The organism is Paenibacillus amylolyticus (genome assembly GCF_001570725.1).
In the GTDB taxonomy this organism is placed as follows: Bacteria; Bacillota; Bacilli; order Paenibacillales; family Paenibacillaceae; genus Paenibacillus; species Paenibacillus amylolyticus_A.
In genome coordinates this window covers 114720-140383 of sequence record NZ_BCNV01000003.1, presented here as the reverse complement: position 1 = coordinate 140383, position 25664 = coordinate 114720, and the positions used below count along the sequence as shown (strand labels likewise).

Annotated in this window: 17 protein-coding genes and 1 pseudogene; 4 read left to right on the top strand and 14 right to left on the bottom strand. The window is 47.9% G+C overall.

Going from position 1 to position 25664, the window contains the following annotated elements; translation table 11 throughout:
• Positions 1–5: 5 nt before the first annotated feature.
• A complete protein-coding gene (locus PAHA3_RS18855) occupies positions 6–5168 on the bottom strand; it encodes a hypothetical protein (RefSeq protein WP_062836289.1) in 5163 nt (1720 codons plus the stop codon).
• Positions 5169–5189: 21 nt separating this feature from the next.
• The gene (locus PAHA3_RS18850) at positions 5190–5900 is read right to left on the bottom strand and encodes a S1 family peptidase (RefSeq protein ID WP_062836288.1); all 711 of its coding nucleotides are present in this window, start codon (positions 5898–5900) and stop codon (positions 5190–5192) included.
• 242 nt (positions 5901–6142) lie between these two features.
• On the opposite strand from PAHA3_RS18850, the gene PAHA3_RS18845 reads away from it, so the two are divergent.
• The gene (locus PAHA3_RS18845; RefSeq protein WP_062836287.1) at positions 6143–9274 is read left to right on the top strand and encodes an ATP-binding protein; all 3132 of its coding nucleotides are present in this window, start codon (positions 6143–6145) and stop codon (positions 9272–9274) included.
• Positions 9271–10392 carry a response regulator gene (locus PAHA3_RS18840; protein WP_062836286.1) on the top strand — a complete coding sequence of 374 codons (1122 nt, stop codon included), beginning with the start codon at positions 9271–9273 and terminating at the stop codon, positions 10390–10392. The genes PAHA3_RS18845 and PAHA3_RS18840 overlap by 4 nt, the downstream gene beginning before the upstream one ends.
• A 171-nt stretch (positions 10393–10563) precedes the next feature.
• Here the strand turns inward: PAHA3_RS18840 and PAHA3_RS18835 are convergent, their stop codons facing one another.
• Both PAHA3_RS18835 and PAHA3_RS18830 read right to left on the bottom strand, forming a co-directional pair.
• Positions 10564–11745, bottom strand: a complete 1182-nt coding sequence (locus tag PAHA3_RS18835) for a DUF4317 domain-containing protein (protein ID WP_036668338.1) — start codon at positions 11743–11745, stop codon at positions 10564–10566.
• A 224-nt stretch (positions 11746–11969) separates the two neighbouring features.
• Complete coding sequence (locus PAHA3_RS18830) at positions 11970–12677, bottom strand: DNA alkylation repair protein (RefSeq protein ID WP_062836285.1); 708 nt, start codon at positions 12675–12677, stop codon at positions 11970–11972.
• Positions 12678–13107: 430 nt separating this feature from the next.
• Between PAHA3_RS18830 and PAHA3_RS18825 the strand changes: the two genes are divergently transcribed.
• Positions 13108–14271, top strand: a complete 1164-nt coding sequence (locus PAHA3_RS18825; protein WP_062836284.1) for a glycoside hydrolase family 27 protein — start codon at positions 13108–13110, stop codon at positions 14269–14271.
• Between the two features lie 206 nt (positions 14272–14477).
• Here PAHA3_RS18825 and PAHA3_RS18820 read toward each other — a convergent pair whose 3' ends face one another.
• A complete protein-coding gene (locus PAHA3_RS18820) occupies positions 14478–15302 on the bottom strand; it encodes an AraC family transcriptional regulator (protein ID WP_235599505.1) in 825 nt (274 codons plus the stop codon).
• A 101-nt stretch (positions 15303–15403) separates the two neighbouring features.
• On the opposite strand from PAHA3_RS18820, the pseudogene PAHA3_RS18815 reads away from it, so the two are divergent.
• Positions 15404–15625 (top strand): annotated as a pseudogene (locus tag PAHA3_RS18815) (carboxylesterase family protein); the annotation flags it as partial.
• Positions 15626–15816: 191 nt separating this feature from the next.
• Here the strand turns inward: PAHA3_RS18815 and PAHA3_RS18810 are convergent.
• The 9 genes from PAHA3_RS18810 to PAHA3_RS18770 all read right to left on the bottom strand — a co-directional run bounded on the left by PAHA3_RS18810 (position 15817) and on the right by PAHA3_RS18770 (position 25600).
• Positions 15817–17148 carry a glycosyltransferase gene (locus PAHA3_RS18810; protein WP_062836282.1) on the bottom strand — a complete coding sequence of 444 codons (1332 nt, stop codon included), beginning with the start codon at positions 17146–17148 and terminating at the stop codon, positions 15817–15819.
• Positions 17127–18155 carry a glycosyltransferase gene (locus tag PAHA3_RS18805; protein ID WP_062836281.1) on the bottom strand — a complete coding sequence of 343 codons (1029 nt, stop codon included), beginning with the start codon at positions 18153–18155 and terminating at the stop codon, positions 17127–17129. Before PAHA3_RS18805 ends, PAHA3_RS18810 begins: the two co-directional genes overlap by 22 nt.
• 22 nt (positions 18156–18177) lie before the next feature.
• Positions 18178–19887, bottom strand: a complete 1710-nt coding sequence (locus tag PAHA3_RS18800; protein WP_062836280.1) for an ATP-binding cassette domain-containing protein — start codon at positions 19885–19887, stop codon at positions 18178–18180.
• Positions 19887–21665 (bottom strand): ATP-binding cassette domain-containing protein, encoded by a 1779-nt coding sequence (locus PAHA3_RS18795; RefSeq protein WP_062836279.1) that lies wholly within the window; start codon positions 21663–21665, stop codon positions 19887–19889. The genes PAHA3_RS18800 and PAHA3_RS18795 overlap by 1 nt, the downstream gene beginning before the upstream one ends.
• Entirely contained in the window at positions 21662–22951 is a 1290-nt protein-coding gene (locus PAHA3_RS18790; RefSeq protein WP_062836278.1) for a hypothetical protein, read from the bottom strand. Before PAHA3_RS18790 ends, PAHA3_RS18795 begins: the two co-directional genes overlap by 4 nt.
• A gap of 82 nt (positions 22952–23033) precedes the next feature.
• Positions 23034–23276, bottom strand: a complete 243-nt coding sequence (locus PAHA3_RS18785; RefSeq protein ID WP_062836277.1) for a 4Fe-4S binding protein — start codon at positions 23274–23276, stop codon at positions 23034–23036.
• Positions 23264–24004 (bottom strand): S24/S26 family peptidase, encoded by a 741-nt coding sequence (locus PAHA3_RS18780; RefSeq protein WP_062836276.1) that lies wholly within the window; start codon positions 24002–24004, stop codon positions 23264–23266. Before PAHA3_RS18780 ends, PAHA3_RS18785 begins: the two co-directional genes overlap by 13 nt.
• Positions 23974–24270: a PqqD family protein gene (locus PAHA3_RS18775; RefSeq protein WP_062836275.1), complete on the bottom strand. Its 297-nt coding sequence runs from the start codon at positions 24268–24270 to the stop codon at positions 23974–23976. Before PAHA3_RS18775 ends, PAHA3_RS18780 begins: the two co-directional genes overlap by 31 nt.
• On the bottom strand, positions 24245–25600 hold the full coding sequence (locus PAHA3_RS18770) for a radical SAM/SPASM domain-containing protein (RefSeq protein WP_062836274.1): 1356 nt from the start codon (positions 25598–25600) through the stop codon (positions 24245–24247). The genes PAHA3_RS18775 and PAHA3_RS18770 overlap by 26 nt, the downstream gene beginning before the upstream one ends.
• Between the last annotated feature and the right edge of the window lie 64 nt (positions 25601–25664).

The window sequence follows — 25664 nt, the reverse complement described above, 5'->3', positions numbered from 1 at the left end:
TTTCTCTAATTGGCCCGATTAACAAGCAGCGTGGAGTATACGCGTTCGCGCTCCTGATTTTGCACAATGATGGTGTACCATCCTGCTTTGGGCAGTGTAATCTTGAAGTCTTTGCTGATCAGTTCCTTATAGGTCACTCGGGTCGCGATATATTTCATCTGTCCTTCGCGCACCAGACCCGGGAAATAATAAATATCGTACGTGCCCAGTTCGTTCTCCAGCTTGGTTCCCCCAGCAGTCTCGATCGTGCGGAAGTTGTTCACATTGAACGTGACCGTACCTGTATTCACGATTGCTGTTTCGGATTCGGTATCCGACAACGGAATGCCATTGGCCGTAACGAACATGCCATCTGTCGAACGAACAAATACCGTTTGCAGCGCGTAGCCCGCATTGCCGAGCTGGTCCTTCGCGGTGTAACGAATCGTGTGTTTGCCCGTCACCGTGAGATTCAGTGGTTTCTCCACGTATTGTCCGCCTTCCAGCACGTATTCCGCAGCCGTCACCTGAATCTGCTCCGCAGATGTGAGATTATCGCTCACTGTGTATCCGCCCAGATCGGTGACCAGATCGAAGCCTGGTTTGTTTTGCAGAACCGTTGTGGAAGCTTTGTTCAGACGGATCGTTGGTGCCGTATTATCGAGACCCGCAATCGTAAAGTTGACCTGTTTCTTGTTACCAAGTACGTCTGAAAGTAAAATCGAATGCTCCCCATTGCTGGCGTAGTCGGCGCTAAAACTCGCTACCGGGGTTGCCCCGGCATAGATCGTATTGCCTTCTACTACAGATGATGGCATTACAAAGCCTACACGCACTTTGCCTTTGGAGTAAGCCTGATCGCCAATCTGCACCAGCTTGCTGTCATCGATGATCTGTCCGTCGTTTTCTACTCGAACCATCGTGATCTCTTCTACTGCGGGAATCGATCCAACGAGTGTTGTAATCGCTTCGGATTCCAGCTTCGCATTATTCCCTGCGGCATCTGCCAGCGAGAAGCGTGCTTTACTGCCTGAAGTCATGACCAATGAGGATTGGTTCGTCCCTGAGCTATTGGAGACCACCTGGTAATCCTGAACTTGTCCCTGTTTCGGCAGCACTTGCGCCACGATCAGATTAGACGCGATCACATTACCTGTTGTCGGTGCTGCGAAATGAGTAAATTCTCCATTTGCATTGTACCCGTCACCCGCGCTATCCACGACAGCAGTACCACTACCGTAACGGATCAACGCTTTGAGATCGGGATGGTTGTAGTGCATGACAATATCTGCTTCCGGCGGCGTGGTATCGATGTTGCTCACTGTTGCTGTCACACTGCCTGTAAAGCCAACCGCATCTTCGTACTCAAACGTGAATTCTCCGTTCTCGCGGAACGTTTTGGACGACGACGGCAGATTGGTGATGCGGATCGGTTCACTCGATTGCAGACTTACTTTAACCGTGCCATTCGTTGCCGCAATGGTGGAATACTTCACGTTTACCATTGGCGGCGTATCATCGAAGTTGGAGACCACGATGAACACGGTTGCTGTAGTGCTGCCATCCTTCACGGTGAAGGAGTAGCTTCCGTTGCGGTATATTTTGAATCGTTTGTTCGCCTCCAACGTTTCCGGCATTTCCGGGTTGCTGTTCGTTGGCTTCACGGTCTTGCCATCCACGAGGTCGAACAGGATCTCTTGTCCTTCGTTCTGCCCACCATCCTGCACCTTCTCGCCTCCGCGAACCGGCATGATCTGCTCCAGTGAAGCAAGCCCATAGGCAGGGGCATCCTGAAGCTGGATCTCAGGTGTTACGATATCGCTGATATTGTCGTAGTAGCCTTTGAATTTGACCCGAACCTGTGACTTGAGTTGTCCCGAATCATTCGTATCAACAGGAACGCCGACATAGTTCGTATACGGCAGCCAAGTGCTCCAATTGTCTCCACCGTTGGTGGAAACGGAATAGAAGTAACCTTCCTGTGCCGGCACATCCACCGTCAGTTCCATAATGGCAGTGTACCCGTCATCTCCTGGACCTTCTGTCCGAATCAAACGCGCGCTACCAACAGGTGGTTCACTGCTCAGATAAAACACGGAGAACAGGCCACTTGTGTGGTAAAGCTTACTGTTACCCAAGCTATCGCTGGCATGGACGTACAGACGGTAATTACCGTTGTCCTTTTTGTTGTCTACCTGTAATGTGATCAAACGATCCGCAGGCGACACACTCCAGCCCTTGCCTTCCGGATCTGGTTCCTTCTCGTCTTGCCCGTCAACCACTTTGATCCATTGGTAACGAATGTTCTTGGCTGCTACGCCGTTAAAGTCCACCAACGTGTCAGACACATCAATCTGTACCGTCTGCTCTGGCATCGGATACAGATAACCCTGCGAACCGAATTTCGTTACAGGTGGCAGATGGTCGAATTTGTACTCCTGATAATAGTAGTAATAACGTCCAGTATCCTGCTGCTTGATGCGCACATGGGCGTACCAGGTCCCGTTCAACGTTTTGTCGGCAGGGAAGCTGTAACGCTCGGCGGGTACATCCCCCAGCTTTGTTTCTTTCGGTTCATCCTCAAAAGCAACCCATTTGCTGTTGCCCACAGGACGTTCGGAACTTTCACTGTATTGATATTCGATCGTATCGATTGGAACACCGGCTACGGTGAAGTCGGGTCCGTCATTAATCGCATAGGTACCCGGATAGGCTTTGAACTTGGTTGAGATGACAAGCACATCAACTGCTTTTGGCTCGGCGGTGGCTGAATGGCCCGCCACATCCTCGGCTTTCGCATGTAGCTCGTATTGTCCACCTTTGGAGATCGCCGGATCATTCAATGTTGATATCTCAGCTTCACCTTGTGCATTCAGCTCGGCATCCTGCCATCCGGAAGCGGCAGGGCTCTTGCCCACGGCCACGAACTGATATTGCACCTTGTTATTTTTAATAGAAGAAGTCGGATCAGCGGCCTTAACCGTAATCTTCACATTGTCGGAGTTATTGTCCACGATGTTCGCAACTTCGACGGTTGGATCGTCATTGTCAATCTTCAACAGGCCGACATGGTACGACCAATTGGAATCATCCTGTTTGAAATCGGCCAAAGGCCACTGTACTGTATTGCCGTAATCAGACAGATTCGGCAGAATGCTTGAGCGATAATACTCCTCCAGCTCGGCAGGTGTCGCACCCGGATGTTGGGTAAGGTAAGCTGCACGTTCGTTGCTGCCTTTGTCGTATTGCATCCGTTGACGAGCCGAGTCCCAACTCATGTCGGCAGTCCATGTATGCAAATACCAGTTCCCGTTCAAACCTGTGCCGTCATCCGGCAGTTCTACTTTCACGCCATTCTGTCCCGTAGACAGTACAACATCCTGGAAACCAGATGTATACAATTCTTCAAAAGGCTGCTTCTGCGTCAGGGAATACCGTTTCACTGCGGCAAAGTTGTCGTTTTGCCCAGCGAAGGGATCATTCGGACTCTGGTTTAGCACATAATACACGAGCCCTGAACCACTGCCTGGACGGAACAATCCTTTGCTCGTCTGACCGTTCAAGTCGGGATCGAATGCATTGATCGTGAATGATCCATTTCCTACGTATTGTCCTTCGGGAATAATCTCTCCGTCCTGATTCTCATAGACAAAATTCACTTCAGGTGCCGTATTGTCCACCGACAATCCAGCCCAATCAATCTTCTTGACTGGCTCAGTAAGCACGTTGCCGGCGTAGTCCGTCAATGCCTTCCCGTCGCCAGGATTGCTGGCATGCTCCAAAGCAGCTGTTTCCAGCAATGACGTTTCGATGCTCTTGCCGTCTGGCACTGTCATACGGAACGTCCATGTATTCGTGTTCTGGCCACCAACATATGCGGCGGTCAAGCCGTTGGCAAACTTGAGTCGTGTATCCTCCGTCGGGGTAAACGCGCTGATCACCTGTTCGTTGAGGTACACGGTAAAATCAACAACGTCGCCCTTGTTCAGCACAAGTCCCGTTAATACTTCAGGCTGCACGCCGTTGCGGGATGCTGAGTACTGAGGTACACGTGCGTCGATAATGGTACGGAACGTACCGCCCGGATTCGCGTTATCGGCAAAAGGAACTGTTCCAATGCCGTTAAAAGCTGCAACGGGATTACCCGCACCATCGATGAAACCAGCCTCATTCATCCGTTCGAGTAATGTTGGACGATCCTCTTCGGAGGGCGCGATCAGACGCTTCGGATCAATAGGAATGTTACCTGTGCTATCATTTAACGCAGCCTGATAACGAAAGTTAAAAGTGGAGCGTGCATGAATGTTCCGATCCAGTCCACCCTGCGCAAAGTCACTGTATCCGCTATCTGCGCTCGTTAGATAATAAACGGACGGATCGAAGCCGTCTCCACCTGGATTACTGAACAGTTCCGTACGCATGAAGCTGAATTTGCCATCAATCCGGTCAGAGGCATTCTCTGCAGAATCTGGAAACACCGGCTCGCTGAAGTTCAGCGCAAGGTTAAGGTTACTTCCTTGCTTCAGGAACAATTCATTCTTTTGTACTGCCGGATCGGCATTGAATCGAACTGCCCCGGTATGGGTCAGTGTATTGCCGTTGTATGTAGGAGGTGTGATGTCGGCGAAATAGAGCTCAATGTCACTGGCGCTTTCAATAACTCCTCCTCCAATGTCTATCTCGATCGTATCGTTGGGACCAAAACTGATCCATGATGAGTTTACTGAACTTTTGGTGCTAACAGCGAATTTCGAAACACCGTTGATACTTACAGAGACTGCGCCACTAAAACCAAACATAGTCTCCATAGATCCAATCTTAAAGAGCATTCTGGCCTGTCCACCTTCGGCCAATCGTCGAAGTGTTGGGTTCGAAGCAACCGAAATCTTGGCAACTAGCTGACCAGGTAAGCTCATTTTGAGATAACTTGCATTCAATACATCTACATTGCTCTTCTTCGTTGAAGTTCCCGGCGCGCCGGCAGCAAATATGCCAAAACTGTTCGCCTCGAACTTTTTAATATTATTGTTCCAGGAAGACATGTCTTCCCGATTGATGATTTTGCCGCCATTCGGAATATTAATATCCGTGTACTCCGCAGCTGCGGAAACGGTCGGCAGGTGTGGCCAGCTCACAGACGTCAACGTCAGCAAGGCCGCAAGCAGACAGATTGATAACTTTTTGAACATGCGAGATTCCCCTTTTTCCCATTATGTATTCGACTTCTTCATCAGCTTGCGAATATCTTCGATCGTTACACAGATATGAATGCCATTCATTGTCCGGAACGAACCGGAGATTAATCCGATCACGCGACCTTCTTCGTTTAACAAAGGACCACCCGACATGCCCGCAGACACCTGCGCGGAAGTCAGCAAGCGAATGACATCGTTCACCTCAGCGGTTGGTGCATTCACGATGCCCTCCGTAATGATCTTGCCATCCTTCAGCGGATATCCGATTGCGAACGATCGTTGCCCATATCTTGCAGGCTGCTTGTCCCCTGACAGGGTAAGTACCGGACGTTTTTTGCTATTCTGCACAGACAACATAGCCACATCGGTCTCCGTATCAGCGCTCAGAACCGTTATCTTTTGGATGGAACCATCTTCAAATACCGCCTCGAAAGTAACCCCGTCCTTCACAACATGGGCTGCTGTAAGTGCTTTACCATCACCGATCAGAAAACCGGTACCTACCGTTTTAAGCGTTCCGTCCTTACGATACGCTTTCAAGTAAAAGACAGCTTGCGCCGCGGATTGATACACTTTTTCAGCTCCCGATACAGCCACTTGTCCGGTCCCAGCCGCTTTCGCGACAGATGAACCCGTATACCCATTCAGACATGCCACAGCAATCAGTACAGCCAAAATACCAATCATCCGCCGCCGGAAACGCCAAGATGTGATGCTTCTCTCCATTTTCTCAACTCCATCAGCCCATAGTCGCGCAAAGATAGGTCTTTCGATGCTTTTTCTGTGCCCGTTCGACATATCTTGCTTCCGCATTATAATGGATCACAATAAACAAGCAATAAACAGAAAAAAATTGTCGAAATGTGATTGCACCCCCCGGAGATATTCGCTACAATGCCGATAGAATACAAGAGATTTTGTCCGAATCTACCTAAGGTTCCAAACAAACTCTAAAGGAGCAGCATTTCGTGTTTTTAAAAATTTCAGGCGTTGTCCTGACTGTTGTACTCGCCATTACCGTACTGCTCCTGTCAACGATCAGAGAACCACAATCTGCGGCGCTTCATGCTCGTCAAGGTGTTCTGGACCTCTCGGCTTGGAACCCTGAACAGGACGAACGGATCAAGCTGGATGGGGAGTGGGAATTTTACTGGGAGCGATTGCTTCCTGACGAATCTGCAACTCCGAATCAGGCTGGTCCGACGAAAGCACCCGATACCTATGCAACCGTTCCCGGCTCCTGGAATCGACTTGAAGTGCATGGCGTACGACTGCCTACCCACGGCTTCGCCACGTATCGACTCGTGCTCCGTAATGCACCTGCCCGGGGAACGCTGGCGATCAAAAAAATGAACATTCGTTTTGCCAGCGAAATCTACATCAATGGCAACAAGCTCCTGGAAGACGGGCATGCCGTGGCAAAGTCCGCGGGTTACCAACCCGGCAACTCCCCACAGATTGGATTTTTCCCCTATCACGGCGGTGACATTGAGATTTTGATCCGGGTGGCTAATTACGATTACACGGACTCTGGCATTCCGGGTCCACTCTTTTTCGGCGAACAAGCGGCCATGCTGAAAAAACATCAGACCAGCACAGCTATCGAATTCGGCACGCTTGCTGTACTGGCTACCATTTCGATCATATTCCTCATCAGTTACCTGGGGTCTGCACTCTATCGAAACAGGGACGATTCCCTGCTGCTGCTTGGTCTAATCTGTCTGCTGTATGCCCTCTATAACGGCATGATCAGCGAACGTGTGTTATCCATGATAGGCACGGAAATCTCCTTTAGCACGCTCTATAAATTAAAAGATTTCTGCTCTGTCGCATGTCTGGGTCTGTTGACCTTTTACTTCTACCGATTCAAAACAGGCATCCTGTCCGGTATGCTCACAGCGGTGATCCTGATTATCTTCGGAGCTTACTTATGCATGGTCGCGCTCCTGCCTATCTCTGTCTACGGACTTGCTGCGCCTTACGTCGTCGTTATGTACACGTTGCTGTTACTGTGGTTGCTGTATCAATGCGCATCACAGTTCCTGACCAGTGAGAAGGGCGAACGGCTCTCTACTTTCTTGTGGTATGCGGCTCTCTTAAGCATCGTGCTGTACTGTCTGGACATTAATCTCTTCTCGATCTCGCTCAAGGAAAGCATGAACATCGGACAGGCTTCCATTGTCCTGTTCAGCATCCTGATGCTGTTTCTGGCGGTGCTTCGGTTCTTCGAGGCCTATCGTACGGTTCGCACTCTCAAAGATCAGTTGCTCTTGCTGGACAAGGTGAAGGACGACTTCCTGTCCAATACCTCGCATGAGCTCAAAACACCGCTGAACGCGATTGTAAATATCAGTGAAAGCCTGCTCAAAGGCGCCGAAGGCCCACTTACCGACGAACAGGCGCACAATCTGGCGATCGTGACGGGAAGCGGCCGACGATTAACCTATCTGGTAGATGAATTGCTGGATTATTCGAAAATGAAACATGGCGACATCCCGCTCCACCGGTCTTCGACCGATCTGTATTCGTTTGTCGAATCGGTCATGCGTATGCACTCCTTCCTGCTTGGCGCGAAAAAGGTGGAGCTTATCAACCGCATCCCGGCGCATTTCCCGCCGATCTATGCGGACGGCAACCGACTGATTCAGATTTTGCATAATCTGATCGGTAATGCCATCAAATTCACGGAACGTGGCACCGTAAGCATTAGTGCTACAGTAGTTCAAGGCAAAGCGGAATTACGCATTGTAGATACCGGCCGTGGCATTGGTACGGATAAGCTGGAGCATATCTTCCTGCCGTTCGAACAGGAAGCAGATACGGGGCCAGTGGTTGCCGGAGGCACCGGTCTAGGCCTAAGCATTACGCGCAAGCTGGTTGAGCTGCATGGCGGAACCATTCATGCGGAATCGGCACCCGGCATAGGTGCCACGTTCATCCTGACCTTCCCGCTGGCGGATGGCAAAGGAGAGAAGCGATCCAACGTTATGCCACTCGCCATAGCTCCTACAAGTCCTGGTAAACGGCTGTTCCGGTTCGAAGAACCAACGATTGTGAAAGGAAATAAAGACGAATGGATCATCGTCGTGGACGACGACTCGGCTAATTTGCAGACCATTGTTAATCTCTTGAAGCTGGAAGGATACAGTTATGCGGTCACTGCACGCTCCCCTTCTGTACTGGATCTGCTGGACAAGCTACCTACCGTGCATCTTGTCATTGCTGATATCATGATGCCTGACATGTCGGGTTACGAATTGCTGGAACGGATCAGGGAGCGCTACTCCCCTTCCGAGCTGCCTGTACTCATGCTGACGGCGAGTAACAAAGCCCATCAGTTGAAGCTTGCCTTGGAGAAAGGTGCCAATGATTTCGTATCGAAGCCGTTCGAATCGGAGGAATTGCTGGCCCGGATCGGCGGTTTGACCCGGATGAAAACATCCGTTCAAGCTGCGCGAGATGCAGAAATATCCTTTTTGCGATCACAGATGAACCCGCACTTTCTATATAACGCCCTGAATGCCATTGCCGAATTGTGTGTGGATGCGCCGAATCGGGCAGAACAATTGATTTTGCAATTATCGAGTTACTTACGACGCAGTGTGCACTTTAAACATCTGGACTCCAAAACTAGCCTGATGAACGAATTGGAGATGATCGAGGCCTATGTAGCCATTGAGCAAGCTCGCTTTGGCCAACGGTTGGAGGTCATCATCGACGTGGATGCGGACGTGAACCGGAACATGGACATTCCACCCCTCACGTTACAGCCTCTGATTGAAAATGCGATTCGGCACGGCCTGATGTCGAGCATTCACGGGGGCCGCGTCATGTTGTCTATACGTAATCTGAATGATATGGAAACACGCTTCACCATTGAGGACAACGGAATTGGCATAACCAGGGAACGGATGGACGAAATTCAGCAATCCACCGATGGCAGTAACGGCGTGGGACTATGGAATATCTCCAGCCGGTTGAACCTGCTGTATGGCAGACACCTTCAGATGGAAAGTCTGGACGGCGAGGGAACGCGGATTACATTTGATCTTCCAAATCAACGTCTAAGCACAGATGGGAACGGGGGTTATGAAACATGAAGATGAAAGTCATCATCGTGGATGATGAGGATTTGTCGCTGAAGCGATTGAATCGCATTTTGACAGAAAGTGGAGAAGTTGAGGTGTCTCGCGCATTTCATGACCCGGAGGAAGCCTGCGAATATGCGGCGGAAAATAGCTTTGATGCGGCATTTCTGGACATTACGATGCCTCGCATCTCGGGTATGCACCTCATTAGTGAATTGCGCAAGCATCACCCTTCGCTCCCCATTGTGCTGGTGACTGGATATGAGGAGTATGCGGTGCAGGCCTTCGACAAAGAGGTGATCGATTACGTCATCAAGCCCGTCACGGCTGAGCGACTGAACCGTAGCATTAAGCGATTGCAGGAAAAGCTTCACAAGACCGTCGCCCCTTCCGAACCGACGACTCCTGCACCCAAGCTGAACGTTCGTCTGTTCGGTGAATTCACCGTGTTCGGCGGAGCCGGAGCAGACAGTCCCATCAAGCTTAGAACGCCCAAGACGGAAGAATTGCTGGCATTTTTGCTGTATACCAAATCAACCACCCGCGATGCCTTGGCCGATACGTTGTGGAAGGATCTCAGTCCGCAGAAGGCCTGGACGAACATTAATTCCACATTGTACTATGTGCGACGTGCCATCGGCGATAACAGTGACGTGCCGATCATTCTCAAGGACAGAAACGGTATCCGTATCGACCGGGAAGCGATTGACTGCGATCTGTACGAGTTCGAGACTTTGTTCCGGCAGATGCGTCAGGCCTCGGCACATCAACCCGACCTCTTCGAGCGAATGGACACGTTGTATACGGGTGAACTTCTGAAAGGAAGGCATTATGAGTGGGCTTTCGCGTGGTCCAGACAGCTGGAGCTGGATTTCATCATGACGATGGAAACTGCTGCCCACTATCACGCGAAGGCAGGCGAGCCGTTACGAGCGCTGTATTATTTTGAACGTATCCTCCAGATTGATTCGATTCGGGAAGACATTCATCGCGAGATCATCCTGCTGTATCTGTCGCTTGGACGAAGAACCGAAGCGCAGCGACAATATCTGGTGCTGGAGGAATTGCTCAAAGAGGAGCTCGGCTCCAGTCCGGCAGCGGATATCAAACAACTACTTCGTCAATCATGAAACAGCAAATAAGCCCATGCGCTGGCATACTGAACTGCTCCCATCATAGTCTTTTACGGTCTACTATGACAGGGAGCAGTTCAGTCTTGCTTTAGGCTTGGGCTATTTGCAATAGTTGGACGCTCATTCGTCCTTGTCCGATGATTTTACATCATCATAGTCTAGAATCAATCATTCATTTATAAGTTTTTCTGTATTAAGGGTAAACCCTTCAATCACGACATCTTCGTCCACTTCAATCATGATGCAACGTCTGCCTTGATAGTTCACCTGTTTCACATATCTCAGGTCTTGCGGGCTAACCGAAATCGTAGCAACCTTGGTTTCAATCTTAATAGACTTGGACGTGAACTTCGGCATAACACTAGTCGCCTTCATTTCATAATTCTTGTTGTCCACAATCGTTTCGAAGGCACGTTCCACTTTCTCCGTCGTCAGATCCTCTATACCACTTGCGGTCAGTACACGTTCCAGATCTTTATAATCCAGTTTCGGAGGTTCTTCCTCATGGGACTCTTCGTTAATTTCAATGACTCGGTTGATCTCCTCGTACACATGAGCAATGGTGGCTGAATCGAGCTGTTCACCGGCCACTTCCTTGACGATATCTTCGAAGATCGCCCGTTCTTCCAGTGCGGTTACGGATCTTTCTCCATTCAATACATTTTCAACAAAATGCGGATCCGGGAAATTGGATTTCCCTGTACAATATAGAACACGATTCACATCGGAGTAGTTGTCCGTTACGCTAGGGTAGAGGAACCCTTGCTCTGGCGTGCTTAATTTGATAATCGGATCGACAATAATGTTGTATTTGAATTCTCTCTCCACGTAATCAAACAAGAGCGTCTTCCGCTGCTTCTCCGTTGAATTCACGCTGCACAGAATGAACGGATGGGCGAACACCTCATTCTTCTCACTCTCTTCCGTGGCTTCGTTTCTAGCCTTGGTCGGCAGATAATACTGTCCACGCACGAACGTAGCTACCATATCCCGCTCAAACTTCGTATCCACCAACATTCGATCCACGAGCAGCAGCATCAGATCCTGCCATTCATCCGGATCACCTGTTACCAGCGCCTGGTGAAGCAGTACCTGTGCCGGGTCCTCCGCCGCTTCCTGGAACTTTAGTTCGAACAACTTTTGATCCAAATCACCTGTCAGCAGCTTTTTGAAATTGCCCATGTACAGCTCCTGCTTCTCTCTGTCCACCAGTTCGAACGGGTGACGCTCCCAGTGATAGACTTCGTTCGTTTCCTTCGTGATGTACACGTTGAGAATATCGTAAATATTCAGTAGATCGTGATCGAGTTTAAACTGCTTGCGTATATGCGCGACTTCTTTTTTATTCATATTGGATTTGGCAACTCCTTAGATATGTTTCTGGCTTTATTAGTATAAAGGATCGACAGAGAATTTGTTGACTAACTTGTTGCTTGACGATTACTAGATTTCAGTTACCTAAGTACACGTGATATTCACAACAACACAAAAAGGGAGACACTCTCTACATGCATACGAGCACCTCCTGTATGTGTTACATCTCCTGATGTTTTAAACTATTACAGCGATTACTATTAACATCTTACATATTTGCGCTTGAACCCAGTCCGCCCTGCATCCACTGCCTTTTGGATATTCTCGGAGGCATTCAACAACTTGCTCTTGGGCTTGTCCTTGTTTACTTCAACAGGGCCAACGACCTTGGCCGTCTCCACGGCCTGATCGTGCAAGGGATGATAGGATGTCGCGACAGTATACAGGAAGTTGTTCATCGAATATTTCGTTCGTTCCGGAGATTCGTGAATGGTCTTTTTCACGCGTTCGAGCATCTCCATCAGTTTATTCTCAGAAAACTCAGTATCCTTCCGGCTTCCAAGTAACCAGCAATAACAGCTCCATCCCGCTGACATTCTCAGTTCATCACCACTAGCAATCCACGCATCAGAAACCTCTTGCGCAATGTCTGTCTCAGCCAACGTCACAGCAACGATGAAGTCAGAGATCATGTAAAAATAAGCGGCATCGATCCAACGATCAAAATCGGCGGGCGTCATCACTTTGGGATCGGCAATCACGCCTGCAAAGTACATTGCATCATAATTACCTGTCGCGTATAATTGCTCCGCCAAAGGTTGATCCTTTTTGATCTGCTTCGCGATTGGTTTCATCGCACCGGTTGCCACACCAAATAGCGGTTCATGCGCACCGTTGGAGATGTAGATTTTTTTCGTTCGTTCTTTACCGAGCGCCTCAAGCTCCTGCATCACTTCATCTCGATTCATTCCACAACACTCCAAATCCTATAAAATTTTAGGCCTAATCCAATCAACTCAAAATTATGTTTAAATCGTACATTTTCCTATTCGAACCACTCATCTATTTGCAAAATCGTTCTGGAGAGATTGTTACCTTTCATTGGGGAATCCACATTGGAGGATTATCACAGATCATAGCATTCATGCGATCATTTCGCAAAGATACCTGAACGGAGATAACTTCCTCGCAGACAGACATTTTTTCCTCTCTTAGGCTTCTATCGGCAACTTCTGGATACCGCCCAAAAGTCTGATTGAAAGAGCTAATTCCTACAGCAGAGCAGAGCAACATTTGTCCATGTCCAAGCAACGTTAAACTATGGCAGGAAACGCCACTCATCGTTTATGTTCAGTGTAGTGCTGTTAACGAAACTGTAAAAAGGAAGGATGCGAGATCATGAGCAACAATCAAGTGTTAGGCTTTGCCCCTGCCCTGGGCTGGAATTCGTGGAACACCTTTACGTGGGATATTAATGAACAATTAATTCGAGATGTCGCTGATGTGTTCGTATCGGAAGGTTATCTGGCCGCTGGCTATGAGTATATCGTAATCGATGATTGCTGGAGCCTGAAGGAACGGGATGTGAGCGGCAATCTGGTGGCTGATCCGGTAAAATTCCCAAGTGGAATGAGAGCGCTTTCCGACTATGTCCACAGCAAAGGTCTAAAGTTCGGCATGTATTCATGCGTGGGCACACATACTTGTGCCGGGTATCCAGGCAGTTTCGAGCATGAATTCCAGGATGCTGCGCTTTTTGCCGAATGGGGCGTTGATTATTTGAAGTATGATTACTGCTTCAAGCCGCGTCATATCTCAGGCGAACTGCTGTACAAACGAATGAGCCTTGCACTCAAAAACTGCGGACGCGATATCCTTTTCTCCGCCTGCAACTGGGGAGCGGACGACGTATACGATTGGATTCGGGAATCGGGCGCTCATATGTACCGCTCTACCGAAGATATCCGCGACAATTGGGATTCGGTCAAAGCCCTTGCCCTTTCGCAGCTTGGCAAACAAAGCTATACGGGCTCCTTCTGCCATAACGACATGGATATGCTGATTGTTGGGATGTATGGTGGAAGCAACAACGACTTTATAGGCAGCATCGGCGGATGTAACGACATCGAATATAAAACTCACTTCTCACTCTGGTCCATGATGGGTTCACCACTTATGATCGGATGCGACATCCGCAAGGCTAACCAGATCACAAAAGATATTCTGCTCAACCCTGACCTGCTTGCCATCAATCAGGATGTAGAAGCGCGCGGTGCTTACCGCATTAAACCAGAACCGCAGTGGTTTCACACGGATGATGTATTTATGCTCGTAAAAGTACTTACAGATGGCGATCTGGCCATCGGCTTCTTCAATCTGAGCGATAGTCAGCGGGAATTGTCTTTGCAATTTTGGGATATGGGTCTACCTTACGCTGCCGGTTATGCGCTATCGCTGTATGACTGCTGGGAACATAAAGAACTAGGCGTGTTCCGTGAACGCTTCGCTCCCGTTGTCGCAGCACATGATTGTTTAATTGTGCGTGCCAAACTGGTGAAATAGATGGTTCAACATCGCTTGTGCACCTCCTGTCAGGTTCCGCTCTCTTCAGACGATGTGGGTATCTACCTCAAATTGATCTCGCGCTCTGCCCAGAAATTTCTGTGCATTGATTGTATAGGAGTGAAGCTGAACTGTGGACGCGAGCCTATTGAGAAGCTGATACGTTATTTCCGAGAGTCCGGGAACTGCGCCCTGTTTCGTTAACATTATGCTTTTGTCTGGTGCAGCATCATGTACGATGTTGGCGTGTGTGATGTTGCTTTCTTGAACACTTTAGAAAAATATAATGGATCATTGTAGCCAACCGAGTAAGCCACCGATTGAATCGGCAAGTCCGACGTCTTCAGCAGTTCGCAAGCCCGCCGAATTCGGCAGGATGTAATATACTCCAAAACAGACTTGCCAGTTGCTCCCTTAAACAGACGAAACAAATAACTACGCTCCAGATTGACTGCCTTTACGATCTCCGTGACGGTCAATGTCGGCTTCCAGTAATTCTGTTCGATGTACTTTCTCACCAGCCAGACATAATCCTTGACGTCCACTTGCGGCTCCTTCGGATAATATTCCATATAATAGGAAAGAAGCAGACGCAAACGGGCATCCGCCCGCAGCATTTCATAGGATGATTCACCCGCGTTCCAGGCAATGTGAAAAAACGGTTGCAGCGTCTCCGGTGCTACCCTCACCACGGGCTGTACCACTGAAAACTGCGTCAGCCCTAGCAACCGTCCGGCGTCCTCACCGCTAAACTCCATCCAGACGTACTCCCAAGGATCTTGTGGGTCTGGATAATAGTAGATCTCCTTTTGTGGAAATATGATAAAGCTTTCCCCCGTCACCAATCGAAAAACCTGGCCGCCCGTCTCTAGGGTCCCTTGGCCGCGGATAATATAGTGTAGCGCATAAACGTCACGTACTCCTGGCCCCCATTGGTGAGGGTTGGCTGGCTTGTGACCACCGCTGATAAAATACAAATTACTGGCTCTGCTGCTCTTATGCCACATCGGATTCAACCCTGTTTCCCCCATTTCTAAAGCCGCCCTGTCTAGCGTTTGTTTTATCTTATAATATCGTTGATCAGATGGTCGGGTATCGTTGACACGCTAAATCCAGAGAGGAGCATATTGTGATGCTAAGAATGGTTACGGTAGAACATGGACAAGTACAAGGACTGCTCGCTGCAGATCCGCGGATTACCAGCTTCAAAGGTATTCCTTTTGCCGCGCCTCCTGTAGGTGAGAATCGCTGGCGCGCTCCTCAGCCGCAGTCGAACTGGGAAGGTGTACTGCAAGCTTCTGATTTTGCCCCCATCTCCATGCAAGCCCCAACAGTCATCGATGATAACAATATCATCTTCAATTGCAACAGATTAACCCTGGACCTGTGCTCGAATTTGTGATTGAACAGTATCTCAAAAAGCAGAATGAACCCTCTATATAAGATATACCGAATTACTTGTTCAGACACAAGATACAAGAAAGAGCCCTGCAGATGTGCACGGCTCTTTCTTGTATGAATTCAAAAGCTTTATATAAGAAATAACTAAGTCGTCATAGCAAGACGTGTTATGTCATATACACCCGTCTTGCCAATGCGTCTAATGGGTTCTGCGTTAAACCCATTCGGTAACTGTTCCCCAACAATAGGCAACTTTTCAAGATCCAGACCGGCTGTATCCAGGAGATAGACTTGCTTAGCGATCCGTAGCAGTTCATCCAGCAGGACGATTAGCAGGGTCAGCGGAATAACTTTCCAGACATCCGTAATCACGGCCATCCGATAATAATCATCCTCACAAAAATTGATAAAACCTGCTTTGAAGTCGGTGTTAATCGTAGGTCGTTCCGTGCGTATGACTTCAGCATTATGCTGATTACATGCAAATACATCGGTAATACTTAACCTATCAACGAACGAAGAAGACATGTATCCTACTGCTAATCGTCTGCCTTCTTGGTTAGGATCCATATCGCTTGGTTCAATATGCTCATAATCTTGAGGTAGATATTGATCTGCCACATTAAACTGTGCGAGCAACATTTCAAGATTCAGAGCCTCGTTTACATATGACAGTTCGACAGGAAGCTCCTGATGCAACCTGACAAAATGTAAATGATTCTTCCGGCTTGTCATCTGCACAGGATGAAATTGTTCATGAGGCAAATGCAACGCATGAAGCGCAGGGTCCGATCGAAAATGAATGCCTGCTTTCCACAACCGATAACCCAATTCCAGATCCTCGTGCCCCCATCCATGAAAGGACTCGTCGAATCCACCCACTTCTCTCAACACATGGGTTTCCACGGAAACCATACTTGTCCAGAAAAACGACCACGGAGCGGAACTTCGGTCCAGGTCATTTTCGTAAAAGTCGAACTGCATTTGTCTGGAATCCGGGTAGGTTTTCAACATCGGATTACGCAGACAAGCTTCAGGATGTTCCGACAACGCAATCGATTGCAGATATCTGGCGATTGGATGCTGATCATCCTTTTGATTCATCCCATGAACTGTACCTAAACCGATAGTGCCTGCATACTGAAGATGAAAATCGATGATATTGCGAATGAGATCGGCACCAATCAACACCCCTGTGTCCAAATACACACATATCTCATGCTTGGCAAGGTGAAGTCCCATATTGCGTGCAGTTCCGGCCCGAAACCCGAGATCCTTTTGATAACAATATCTCAGATCCAAATACGATTCAAAAGAACAGGCAATCTCTTTTGTATCATCATTTGATCCGTCATCACAGACAATCACCTCGAATAATGACTCGTCCTTCTCCTGATGCTTCAAACATACCAATGTGCGTTCCAGCAAGTCCGACCGATTATATGTAGGAATAATTACCGTAACTCCCATTCCCATTTAACATCCCTCCTCTCATATTGGTGCGCAAAGCAATCAAGAATCGAGGATACTAGTTGATCCACTGCGGTTCCATCGTAATCATATGTTTCAAGCTGCTCTTGTCCACTTAGAATTTGATTAGAATAAGAAGCCAGTAAGTCGCTATCCAGATCGGTTTCCTGCAACCACCGGATGTACCCCCTCTCGCCCATTTGCTTGGCATACACAATATTGCTCGGGTTGACTTCTTCCCTCCGCGGAATCGCAATGGCCGGTATGCCCAGCGTGGCCAGCTCCCATAATGTCGTATGCCCGCCCCGGCACACGACAAGCGAGCTGTTTCTCACTTCGTCTATAAACGAGCCAGGGTCTGTTATAAAATGTGTGGACTCGTCACCTAACCGTTGCAAAGATTTCGTTAACGTTCCGCTGTACACAAGTTTCACGTAATCCGGGTTCCCCTTCAAAGCCGCTATGGTTTTCGTAAAAAAGGGGACATCTACAATCGTCGGTGAGCCTGACGTAACGATAATTTTCTTTTCCTTTGTCCTCGCAGGTTCCGGTACATCTATTACCGGGCCTACAAAACGCAGCTTCTCCTGAAGCGAATCATGTACCGGGAACATCCAGTTCTCCCGTACATCCACGATTGCAATTTGATTAGCCATCTGTAGGAAACCAAGTGTTTCCGGTTCATCTTCCAGCCAATTGGTAATAAAACAGGTTGGAATACCCAAGCTTTGTCCTATGGGAAGTACAATAAGTTCTTCATCAACCACCATGCCATCCGGTTGTGTACGGCGTATCAAGTCCAGCAGTTTGCCTATTCGCAAGGCACTGCTGCCTGCTGAAGGCAGCTCCAGATCAATCAGATCACCCGGGTATACCATTCGTAAATATTGGAATCCGGAAGAATAGGATGCGATAATGACCTCGTGATTAAATTTCATAAGTTGTTTGGCAACAAGCAAATCCCGCTTTGCATGTCCGAATCCGTTACCCCGAGATATAATTAATATTTTCATAGGCACTTCCCCTTTACGGATTTCACCCTACGGATGCTACACTCCCCTGTTTGCGTAACAAAGCAACCTGCGCTCCATACATTTCACGAAATACGCCATCCTCTTCCAGCAATCGCAAGGGGTTTCCTTCCTGAACAATCTGTCCATCAGCCATAACATAGACCTTGTCACAGTGCATCACCGTGCTGACTCGGTGTGCGATCAGCAGGGCTGCTTTTCCCTGAGTCACAAATTGTTTAATGCTTCTGACAACAACCTCCTCCATCACCGGATCCATGGCGGCCGTAGGCTCATCCAGTACCAGGATGTTTTTGGTATTCGCCATCGCCCGGGCAACCGCCACACGCTGCCATTGCCCTCCCGATAGTTCAGTCCCATCTGAATATCCCGCACCCAGCCTTTTATCTCCACTTCGGTGGATAATGTCCTGTACTAGCAGCTGTGCAGCATCGTTCCATTCATGATTCAGCCCGATGTTCTGCTGGACGTTAAGAGGGAATCTGGAAAAATCGGCATACGCAACAGAGATCGCACGTAACCTGTCGGCAGGCGTACTGTGTTCTCCATCCATCCATACTTCGCCTTCGGTTGGCTCAAGCAGTCCGCACATTATATTGCACAATGTTGTTTTCCCCGCTCCGTTCTCGCCCACCAACCCGATAAGCTCTCCTGTTCGAAAATGCATGTTCACATCAGTAATCACAGGTCTGTCACTATTCGGATAGGTGAAGCTAACTCCGTTCAATGCTACTTCTCTGCCTGCTTCCTTCGTTGAATCCTCAGTTTTATTCACAGCCTCAGCTGAAAGAAACCGGGTGAGGTTGGAAGAGACAAGCAACTCACTGGTAAACAGCCGAAGCTCAAGGACAAAAGCATTCGCTTTGCCAAGCAATTCATCGATCAGTTGAAAAGCAATGATCAGTCCGCCGATGGATGAACTAGCCGTCAGAATCGACACCATGTAAGCAACAGAAATGAGCAGAAGCTGGCCGATTTGCATCACACCCGTCGTTTTTTGGGAAGTAAGGAGGAAGGTTTGATTAGTTTTGCTAATTTCAGTAAAGGTATTTCTCCAGAGGTTCACGATATAAGGCGAATATCCAAACAACTTGCGTTCTTTGCCCAGGTGAACATCCATGATTGTGCTTCGATAATAATTCTCACGGATGCGCTGACCGGATAGCTGATTCTCAACGTTAAACATCTGACGACCGAGCTTGTATTGTTTGAATACAACAAAAGCAAAGGTCACGATCATCACGAGACACCCGATCTTGGTGACGAACCATAAAGCTGTACCCAAACTGATCAGCATAATTCCTGCACTGAGTACATCCAAACCAAGTGTGAGAATTCGATGCCCCCGGTCCAGACCATTCGCTGCCTTCTCAGCCGATTCGGAGAACGACCGATTTAGAAGTTGCTGATATGGCACTTCGTTATATCGATCAACATAGAGCTCTTTCGCGGATCGCCCTATATGAATGCGCAGCCCCTCTAACGCCACACCATACAACGAGTCCATCACCTTTTCTCCGATGGTTGCTGCCGCGAACCAGGCCATCAGCATGAGCAGTTGGTCAACGTTAACACCCGAAATAACTTGCTGGACTGCATATCCGAAAAGGAAAATCCGCACGGCTGGCAATATACCGGTTAACACAGTCACGGACAATGCGAACAGCATCCAGGGAATGATCTTACGCTTATTCTGCACTCGCATCAGCCACATTAGGCAACACCCCCTTCTTCCTCTTCCCTCGGCGCTTCAATAAAGGAGGAAGAAGCTTTCCACATCGCTTGATAAGGCTCGCATGTCTCCAACAGTCTCTCATGGGTCCCGTAATCCCTGATCTCTCCCTGATCCATCATGAGTACCGTATCGGCAAAAACGCAACCTACCAGACGATGAACGACAAACAGCACGGTGTACCCCTGAAGTCTGTTAATGATGGACTCCAGAATGCTTAATTCATTGCTAGGATCTAATTTCGATGTTGGCTCATCCATAATTACGACAGATCCAACACGGTAGATCGATCTGAACATGCTTCTTGCTAATGCCAGCCTCTGCCACTGCCCCTCGGACAGATCTGATCCACCGACTTCTGGCCATAGCTCTGTATGCCTTCCTTGAGGTAACTTATCTACAAAGTGGGCATTGGTCAGTTGTAATACCTCAGCGATATCTTCCTCACGGTCCTTGCGAGTAATGTCACCCAGATATACATTTTCGGCAACGGATAGTTTATACCGCCCGTAGTCCTGCAGACAAAAGCCACCTACCTCTTCTGAACTGACTGAACCCTGATCCGGCTTCAGTATCCCGGCGAGTATGAGCATTAATGTGCTCTTGCCTGAACCATTAGCACCTACTACAGCCACCTTGGCCCCATGCGGAATATCAAAATTAATGTTATTTATTACATTTTCTTTCCCATCGTAGCTAAATGTTAATTGACGAACTGATATTGCATTGGAGGATAGCGTCTGCTCTTCATTACGATTAGACATCTCTGTGTCTTTAGCTGTGGATGTTTCAGTTTGTTCATCTTGCGGCTGTTGGATAAGTTCAGCCAAAAATATTTTGCGACCCAGCCAGTGCTTACCCTGACTCAGAACCAAACTGAGCAATTGTTCAAGATGAAGACCACCTATAAGCAGCGCCGCGACTTCTCCGGGATTCAGGGTACCTTGCCAAAGTTTCAATAGTCCCACAAGCAGTACAACCGAGGTTACTATGCCACTACCAAGTTGACCCAGCAGTTTGTAACATGCGGCTTTGATGGTTTGCTTCATTGTTAATCGCGCAATCCGCTTCTCCTCAGTTTGCCACTTTCCCTTTATCCAGCCTGCTATTCCAAAGACACGCATTTCTTTAGCGGAATTAAGCGTTGTTAACATGCCAAGGAATGCACCCTGAAGCCTCGATATTTCGGAGATGTCCTGCAGGAAATTAGACTCTGACACCGCTGCTTTTTTCATCAGCAACACATTAAGTGCTGTACCGACGAGGATCAAAATCGGTGCCCACCAAGCAACCTCCAGCAGAATCCACGTCAAAGAAAAACCCGTCACGATGACCTGAAGCAATGCCGATAAACCGTCAAGTCCTCCATGATAAATGGAACTGACTGATTCCGATGTGCTTGAAATGCGATTGCGAGTTGCTGCCTGAAGCATCTGGTTTTCTGTTCTGCGATCCACGGTATCAAACAAACGAGTAGACAAATTATGATAGACATGGTCTTTCACTTTTCTCAAAAAATAGGGCTGTATCACGTTCAGTAAAATTGCAACCGTACCCGCCCCTGCAATAATTCCTATGTAAGCTAATGAAGCGTTACGATCACCACTAGCTAATTGATTCACAGAATGCTTGATCGCCCAGATCATGAACCCGGGCCATACCCCAAGGGCAAAAATAAGAATTAGTAATATCCAGATGGCCCGTTCTCCTGCCCGGGCAATGATCCAAATCTGGGTGAACCCGGCCTGTAAACGACTCATCGTATTCTCCTTCCAGAGACAGAATCTATGAAGGCAATCGGTGTATGAATCTGTGACAGATCCGATGTTTCAATGAAATAACCCTTATCCGAGCGAACAGAGGGACACAACATGACAAAGCGCCATGATTCTCCGGGCTCACGATCAATGAGCAGGCAAAGCGTCTTATCCGTATCAAATCGTTCCATACCTGTTAGATATTCATAATCAATAACAGCACCATCTTGACTTATCCACATACGGTGCCGGGAATAGATCTGTTCGGCTTTGGCTGAATTCCACGGCATAACAAGAAAGGGTATAGCTTCGCTTCGTTCTTCCACCATGTCTGAGTTGACAATATCGTAGTAATCTCCAATCCACCGCGTACTCGCCAGCAGAGAGAATGGGTCCTGAATGTAGACACGAGACTTCATTTGAATAGTATGCACTACCGTCAAAGGTGTTTCTTGTTGAGCCTCTTCCAGATTAGGAGGTGGCCAGTTCGTATTAAGATTATTTATATATTGAATGAGATGATCACCAAATCCGACTTTACCGGTATATTGCGAAAGTGCCCAGCGATAGATCATTCGATCTTCTTCATGAAACACGAAATCCAGATTGGTACTGAAAAAGTGATCTACTTCAATTAAAATAACTACCGACACCAAATTGATCAGGTGTGGCTTCAATCCGTCCTTTATTTCTCCGAATTCACCAGCATATGCATGCAACCACTCTTTGACAAGATAATGGATGCCTCCTCTGGCAAAAAAGGACTCTGTCAGATTGAACTTATCCCATAAAGGAATTGGTGGTGATCCGAAGGCCAAATGTACGGATGTAGACGTCGCTTTGCTAAGACTGGCTCCGAAACGCCCAATCTGCGGAGGCGGCATGGTCGATAGCGGATAAAGCTTCAACTCTATTACCTCGGCTATATTAAAATTTTGGACCAGTGGAGCAATATACTCCTTAATGGACTCGCATTGCGTAGACAAATGATTTTCATACTCATCCATAACGCCAAATTTTCTTTTTTCGACAGATGAACTTAATATGCGTTTTAACAATTTCACTTCAGGCCCATTCTCCAAGGCCAACATATCTCTCAAAAACAAACTGCCCCAGTATCGATAAACGTTCGAACGAAGTCCTCGATTACGGATTAGATTTAACAGCGCTGGGGGATAATGTCGTTCCTCAGGAGCAATCCATAATTGATCTTGCCTCAACTCATTAATCGCTCTGCAAAGTTCCAATAACAGTGGATATCGCCCAACCCGTACATGAAGTGTCGGCATCGCATTTTGGCTTCCCTTCCTGTCTGATGCTACATGTCAACGCAAGTCTCATCCCGCTTGCGCTGACACATGCAAGTTATGACTACGTGAGAAAAAACAAGCGATTCTCTTCGATGCTGTGTTTCCACTGTTTGGGTACTGCACTTTCAGGGAAAATAGCTGCAACGGGGCATGCCAGATCGCAGAGACCGCAATCCGTACATAGGGTTGGGTTAATAAAATATTGTTTGGCGTCCGGAGACGTCTGGATGGCTTCCTCAGGACAAGCCACAATACATTTAGCCAGACGCTCATCTTCGCATGTGGCGGTAATTACCCATGACATAATGTTGTCCTCCTCATATGAAAACCTATAATTGCCGCTACACTCACTTCTGCATTCAAGTTATCCCAATACTTGATTGCTGTTCTTGCCACGAAGCTTGCATCACTCAAGCCAATGATGCCATTAGGTGCATCTGCTTCTCTACCCACATCATAGCCAACAAAGACGACCATCTTGCCTGTTATCTGCGGCAAATCAGATATATGTTCTCTCGCACCCGCATGAATAGCAACAGAAGTCCATCCCTTCTCCTGCAAGCTCAGCAGTAGACTAACCGGATTCTCTTCAATGACAATATCCACAGCAAAAGCTTGGGAAAGGGCTTTGCTCGTTGTTATACCAAGTGCATCAGGATGAACAACCACTTTTAATTCAGATGATGGATACATTGAATTTAGCGCACTTTGATCCATCTGCTGATCTTCGGGAATATCCACCTTCCCCAAAATATCACATCGGTGAAAGGGTGTATCCGATATGTGATTGCGGTCACCTGAAGTAATTACACAGTCATTCTCAACGCTGAGGATACGATGAGCCAAAAATCGGTTCACCTGATCCCGGACCAACACCACATCGCCTTCTTTTATTTCATCCGGGGGATACACAGAGGTACGCTGTCCGTGAACCAGCAGGGGATGCATGCAATTGCCTTCGATCAATATGGAAATCGGCTTCCCGTGCTGCAATGCACGAATCAGGAAATCTTGTCTGCCGGTACCATGCATTCTTTCAGAACTCCTATTTTGGATAATGCCGTTACGAAATCCCGGATATCGTCTTCGACATGGTCATCTTCACTGATATTGAATTTTTGCTTGGTATGCTGGCACATGTCATCAAGGGATTGTGGTGAATCCGCAAGCATGTTCCATACCGCTTTACTAACATCATCCTCCAGAACGTATACTTCTCCGGAATCGGATAGAATGAACACCCCTTCTATATTCTCATCAAAAAACACATCATCAGCTATTTGAAAGCACGGATTCATTCGTTTTACCTCCTGTCAGTTGGAAATAAGCGACCATTTTCCTACGAATTCCGCGTCGGATGCCTGAGCAATCCTGCGAGAACGTTCCATCAGCATCGCCTGTTGCTCCCCAATGAAAAGCACGACAACCGCCGCCACAAGATTCACGGAATGTACACTTCATGCACTCGGGCAGCGTGTGCACCGTCCTGTTCCGCGAACGCTCGAACACCTCGGAAGTCTCCCATATTTCCCTGAGCGATTTCTCTCGAATTGATCCCGCGTGAAACATCGGAGAGTGCATCAGTTTGCAAGGAAATACATTGCCCTTGGCATCGATAGAAAACTCGCTTGTACCATGGCCGCAATGTCTTCTCCGTTCATACTGCTTCACATTTAAGGCATGGCAATCTTCGTGGGCATCATCCATTTCAATATCCAACATACGGTCGGATATACGGCGGCGTTCAGCAAAACTCAGTCCTTGCATACGTTCGTCCCCACGCCCCAAAGTGGCAAGAGGTACAATATTCAAGCGAATGGAACGTTCAGTGGCAAACTCCAGTAAAGGATCAATCGAATCCTTATTGTGCTTCGTCACCGTTTGATTAATTTTCATTTTAACGCCAGCTTCAAGGAGAAGATCGATGGCTTTCCGCGCTCGATCCCAGGTATTCTTGCCTCGGTTCGCTTCATGCTCGTCCTTGTCCATGGAATCGAAACTAATCGTGAACAAATCAATTACCTTGGCAATTTCATTGACTTTTTCACGGCTGTTAATCAACGTCCCGTTACTGATGACGTTCACACGAAGCCCAATTTCTTTGCTGTAGGTCATGAGCTCCATGATATCCTTGCGGATAAAAGCCTCCCCACCTGTAAACACGATTGTACTGGTCCCCAGATCTTTGATCTGCCTGATCATATCCTTGGCTTCCTCCGTATTCATATCCCCATTCATCGACCGCTCCGGGCTGCTATCCGCATAACAATAAATGCAACTCAGATTACATTTGTATGTTGTCACAAAATATATGGCGGTAGGTGCGACTTTGCCCATTCCCTGCTTCTGCAACGTATCCAGAACGTTGTATTCTTCAGGTTTCTCTCCTTGATAAGCCACACGATACATCAGCATCTTTCGTGCAATCCGCTTCACATTTTGAGCGTCCAAACCCGAATCCATTAATTCAGAAACGGTCTTGCCACCGTATACCAATTCAGATGCAATTTCATATTCGCTTGGTGTATACACAACCCAACAGTTGAGTTGAACGTTATGTACGACATAGTGTCCGTCTTCGTAATACACCGCGACGTTTGGAATATGCAATCGTTCATCAATTCGCATCAACAAGCCTCCAGTAATTAAGATAAGAGGCCGGTTAAACGGCCTCTTCTTGCGTTCTTGAAGA